The following is a 5,343-nucleotide window of genomic DNA, read 5'->3' on the forward strand; positions in this document are numbered from 1 at the left end:
TATAGCGGTTCTCGGCCCTTGTGAGGTACAAGAACCCCACCCCCAACCCCCTCCCCGCAAGCGAGGAGCTTGCTCTGATCTACTTCATGTGATTAGGAAACGCTATATATTCAGGGTGAGGGCTAATGAAGTGGTGATAACTAGTGAGTTGATATAGGTTAGCGATCGCACCACACATAACTTTACATCACATCTTGCACTAATGTTTTTAAAGGCAAAGGAGCGCAAAGGTTGGCGTAAAGGAACGCAGAGGTTTAATTGTAGGCAATTTTTCACTACTAACTTGTGAAATCATGTACTAAGTGAATATGCGATAAGGTAAGGGTATCACAACCTGCTCCCACCACAGGAAAGATGAATATTGACTCCATATCTGTAGTTAATGCTATTAAAGCTGTTGCACCTGCTACTGTTTCCCTTGGTATCCAGCAGGCTCAACGTAACGAATATATTATTAAAGTTTTAAAAGGTTTAAATCTTGATCCAATACAGCCTCCCAAAGATTTTGAAGGTGTTTATACTTATGCTTTGGTAGAGTATGGCGTATTTCAAGCTGATTATATACTCAATTTTTTTAGAAATAAAGAGATTAAAAAAGCTTTTGCCAAGGCTTTTGCAGAAAATGCGTTAGCTATTAATAACGAAGAATGGAATACATTAAAAGATGAGGCACAAAAAGCAAAAATAGACTTAGCTCAGGTTCAGGAATTTCATCAAGTTTTTGTCAGTTTGGCAAAACGCTCTATAAATCCTGGAGAAGTTATAACTAATGTACGACTTCAAGAACACCTGAAGACATTTGTAGAACCTCCAAAACAGTCTCTTTATCCAAATGACTTTAAGGCGCTAATCGAAGAAAAAACTAAGGCATTTTGCGGACGAGTATTTGTATTTAATAAGTTTGATAATTTTCTCAAAAAGCATCCTAAAGGTTATTTTACCGTCATTGGGGATGCGGGTATGGGGAAAAGTGCTATCGCGGCTCAATCCGTCTATAAATACAAAGCTATCTGCTACTTTAATATTCGGGCAGAAGGTCGCAACACACCAGACCAATTTCTGCAAAGTATTCGTCAACAACTCATTAATCGCTATCAGTTACAAAATGCAGAGAATGATAATTTACCTACTTTGCTGACGAAAGTAAATGAAAAGCTGGTGGTTGGTGAACCCTTGGTAATTGTGGTTGATGCACTCGATGAAGTCGAACAACCAGGGTCAGGAAATCTTTTAGATTTACCTAAAAATCTGCCAGAGAGGATATATTTTCTGCTAACTAGGCGACGCTATGCACAAAATGAAAAGCGCTTGTTGACTGAAGAAGTTCCAGAGCAGCAGTTGGATTTAACAGCGAATAAGTATGAAGTCTGGAATCGAAAAGATGTGAAAGAGTACATTAGTACATTTATTAATGATGAGCCAGAGCATCATGGTCTGAAGGCATGGATTCAAAAACGCAACATTCAGCCGCCATATTTTATTGAGCAGGTAGCACAAAAAAGTGAAAACAATTTTATGTACCTGTACTATGTCTTACCAATTATTGCTAGAGGAGATTATCAAAACTTAAGTTTAGAAGAATTACCTGAGAAACTTCAGGGTTATTATGAACAGCATTGGAAGCAGATGAAAATGGATACTCCAGACAAGCGGACGAATGCGATTATCCTCTGTGTACTGGTTGAGGTAGGTAAGCCGATTTCCTGTGAATCCATTGCCCGCATAACTGGTCGAGATGAATATGATGTCTTGGAGCTTTTGAATAAGTGGCTGGAATTCTTGAGAAAACAAAAACAAAATCTAGAAGACTACTATTCAATTTATCACCAAAGTTTTGCAGATTTTCTCCGCAACCAACCTAGTCTAAAAAGAGAGAAAAAGAACAATAATATTGATTGGCAAGAAGTTCAGCATCTTATTTCCGATTCTAATGACCAATTGTGGGCAAGTCTAAAACCAGATGAGTACGAAGATGAGTAGTTTTGCTGAAAAATTTGCCCAGTTATCGTTAAGCGACCAGCGAACCATCCTCATTGACCCTCGTGTTAAAGCAAAGATAGGAAAGTGGAAATCACTTTACAAAAGACTGACTGATTTTGATTTTATCGATGCTAAAGTCAAGCATTCTGATTTTGGTGTGCAAGCGCTGATTGAAGATTATGATTTGATTGATGATACAAAATTTTTTACTCACCCAGAATATAACGACCAAACTGTAAAAGTACTGAAATTGATTCAAGGGGCGTTGCGACTATCGGCACATATTTTAATTCAAGATACAAAGCAACTAGCAGGGCAATTATCAGGACGTTTGCTATACTTTGATGCGCCGGAAATCAAAGATGTGCTGCAACAAATATCGCAAATTAAAACCATTTGCTTGCGTACCTTGATAGCTAGCTTAACTCCACCGGGTACTGCGTTAGTTCGCACCCTTGGTGGTCATAGTGACCAGATGAATGCAGTTGCAGTAATACCGGATAGCAAATATGTGATTTGTGCTTACCAGAACAAAACGCTAAAAATCTGGGATTTAGATACAGTAAAGGAAGAGTTCATCTTTGTTGGTCACACTGACTCCGTTAATGCAGTGGCTGTCACACGGGATGGTAAATACGCGATTTCTGCTTCCGATGACAAAACACTCAAAGTCTGGGATTTACATACATTAAAAGAAAAATTTACTATTAGCTGTCATAGTAGCTCGGTTTATGCGATCACAGTCACACCAGATAGTAAATATGTGATTTCTGGTTTTCTTGATGCAACGCTTAAAGTCTGGGAGTTAAATTGGGATTTAGATACAGCAAAGGAAAAGTTTACCTTTAGTGGTCATACTAGCTGGGTGAATGCAGTTGCAGTCACACCGGATGGTAAATACGCGATTTCTGCTTCCCGTGACCAAACACTTAAAGTCTGGAATTTGAACTCTGGTAAATTACAACTCACCCTCATCAGTCATCGTAGCCGTAGCCTCAACAGTCACAGTAGACCAGTAAATGCAGTTGCTGTCACACCGGATGGCAAATATGTAATTTCTGGTTCCAGTGACAAAACACTCAAAGTCTGGGATTTGGAGTCTGGCAAATTAGAATTCACTCTCAAGGATCATAGAAGTGTAAATGCAGTTGCCGTCACACCAGATGGCAAATACGTAATTTCTGCTTCCAATAATATCAAAGTTTGGGATTTGGAATCTCGCTCAAAATTGTTCACCCTCGATAGTCACTCGGTAAAGACAATCGGCATCACCCCAGATGGAAAATATGTGATTTCTGGTTCCTGGGACAATACTCTCAAAGTTTGGGATTTGCAGTCTACTAAACAAAAATTTATCCTGAGCGAGCATAGTGACTGGGTTCATATAGTTACTGTCACCCCAAATGGAAAATACGTGATTTCTGGTTCCTGGGACAAAACACTCAAAGTTTGGGATTTACAGACAGGCAAGGTATTTCATACCCTCACTGGTCACAGTAACTTGGTTAATGCAGTCGCCGTCACATCAGATGGCAAATACGTGATTTCTGGTTCTTGGGACAAAACACTCAAAGTTTGGGATTTGCAGTCTGGCAAAGAAGAATTCACCCTTAACGGTCATGGGGAATCAGTGAATACTGTCGCCATCACTCCAAATGGCAAATACGTGATTTCTGGTTCTAGTGACAAAACACTCAAAGTTTGGGATTTGCAGTCAGGCAAAGAAAAGTTTACTTTCAGCGGTCATCGTAAATCGGTGGATGCAGTCGCCGTTACCCAGGATGGGAAATATGTTATTTCTCGTTCTGGTGACAAAACACTTAAAGTCTGGGATTTGCAGTTTGGTAAAGAGAAATTTACCTTCAGAGGTCATCGTTATCAGGTGAATGCAGTCGCCGTCACCCCAGATGCTAAATACTTGATTTCTGGTTCCAATGACACTACACTCAAAGTCTGGGATTTGCAGTTGGGGCAAGAATTATTCACCTTTAGGGGTCATGGTGAATCGGTGAATGCAGTCGCCATCACTCCGAATGGCAAATACGTGATTTCTTGTTCTCTTGATACTACACTCAAGGTTTGGAATTTGCAAAACCGAGACGTAATTGCCAGCTTCACAGGTGATTATAGATTCTATCGCTGCGCCGTTGCTCCAGATGGCGTAACAATTGTAGTAGGTGAAGAATCAGGACGCTTACATGTCCTCCGCCTAGAAGGCGTAGAGGCGTCACCATGAATACCCCACCTTCCCCAGCCTTCATCAATACCACCTCCTACCCAATAGAATTTCAACAAGTCATTCTCGAAAAAAGCCAAAACTTTGTTGGTCGCGGATTCGTCTTCACCGCAATATCCAACTTTCTCCAGCGTCACGATCGCGGTTACTTTACCATAATTGGCGCACCTGGTAGCGGCAAAAGTGCCATCCTCGCCAAATACGTAACAGAAAATCCCCACGGTTTCTATTACAACGCCCAACTTCCAGGCAAAAATCGCGCTGAGGAATTTATTGCTACTATCTGCACACAAATTGCCCAGACATCTCAAGAAACCTCTCTACCTACCCTTCTTCAGCAAGTCAGCGATAAGCTAGAACCTCAACAAAAGTTTATCATTGCTATTGATGCCTTGGATGCTGTTAACCGCACCGACCAAACCCCAGGCTCAAATCTCTTTTATCTTCCCAGATATCTCCCGCGTGGCGTCTATTTCCTTCTTACCCGTCGTCCTTATGTGCGAAAACAATCCGGTTTGTTGATAGAAGCACCTTCCCAAATTCTCGACTTAGCAGAATACCCACAACAAAACCGGGAGGATGTCGGAGGATACATTCGGCAATACGTCAACAACTCAGAAGAACTTACAGCACAGCTAACCGCCAAAAGCGAAAACAATTTCATGTATCTCAGCCAGATATTACCTGCCATCTCTAAGGAGGTTGACCGACTCCCCCCTGGTTTAGAGGCTTATTATCAGCAGCATTTGCACAAGATGATTTCCTCTAATTCGCCAAGTTTTGAGAGGAAATTGAAATCATTTGTGCTGAGTGTGTTAGTGCAAGTTTCATCACTCTTATCAGCAGAAGTGATTGCTAGTGCAATTGATGCTGATGAATACGATGTTGAAGAAGTTCTGGAAAATTGGCGTGAGTTTTTAACACTCCAGCAAATTGATGGAGAAATCCGCTACAGTCTTTATCATTCCAGCTTCCGGGATTTTTTAAGCAAGCAAGTAAATTTTGCTTAGATTCTATAGCGTTTCTCAGTTGAGTCCAATAGAGACCTAACCCCCAACCCCTTCCCTATAAGGCTATCCATTACCCGGATCTTTCTCAACAAAACTACAACTTACTTAAAATAAGCC

The 5,343-nt window shown here is 40.8% G+C and carries 4 protein-coding genes; 3 read left to right on the forward strand and 1 reads right to left on the reverse strand.

Annotated features, from left to right (window positions below):
• Positions 1–102 precede the first annotated feature (102 nt).
• Positions 103–276 (reverse strand): hypothetical protein, encoded by a 174-nt coding sequence (locus HWQ41_RS19810; RefSeq protein WP_292766411.1) that lies wholly within the window; start codon positions 274–276, stop codon positions 103–105.
• Between the two features lie 78 nt (positions 277–354).
• On the opposite strand from HWQ41_RS19810, the gene HWQ41_RS19815 reads away from it, so the two are divergent.
• From HWQ41_RS19815 to HWQ41_RS19825, 3 genes are read left to right on the forward strand one after another with little or no spacing between them, the layout of a single operon-like run.
• The gene (locus tag HWQ41_RS19815) at positions 355–1,980 is read left to right on the forward strand and encodes an NACHT domain protein (protein WP_292766413.1); all 1,626 of its coding nucleotides are present in this window, start codon (positions 355–357) and stop codon (positions 1,978–1,980) included.
• Positions 1,973–4,216, forward strand: coding sequence for a hypothetical protein (locus HWQ41_RS19820; protein ID WP_292766415.1), 2,244 nt, complete (start codon positions 1,973–1,975; stop codon positions 4,214–4,216). Before HWQ41_RS19815 ends, HWQ41_RS19820 begins: the two co-directional genes overlap by 8 nt.
• Positions 4,213–5,226: an AAA family ATPase gene (locus HWQ41_RS19825; RefSeq protein WP_292766417.1), complete on the forward strand. Its 1,014-nt coding sequence runs from the start codon at positions 4,213–4,215 to the stop codon at positions 5,224–5,226. The genes HWQ41_RS19820 and HWQ41_RS19825 overlap by 4 nt, the downstream gene beginning before the upstream one ends.
• Positions 5,227–5,343: the final 117 nt, after the last annotated feature.

The organism is Nostoc sp. NOS(2021) (genome assembly GCF_017115025.1).
GTDB lineage: Bacteria > Cyanobacteriota > Cyanobacteriia > Cyanobacteriales > Nostocaceae > Nostoc.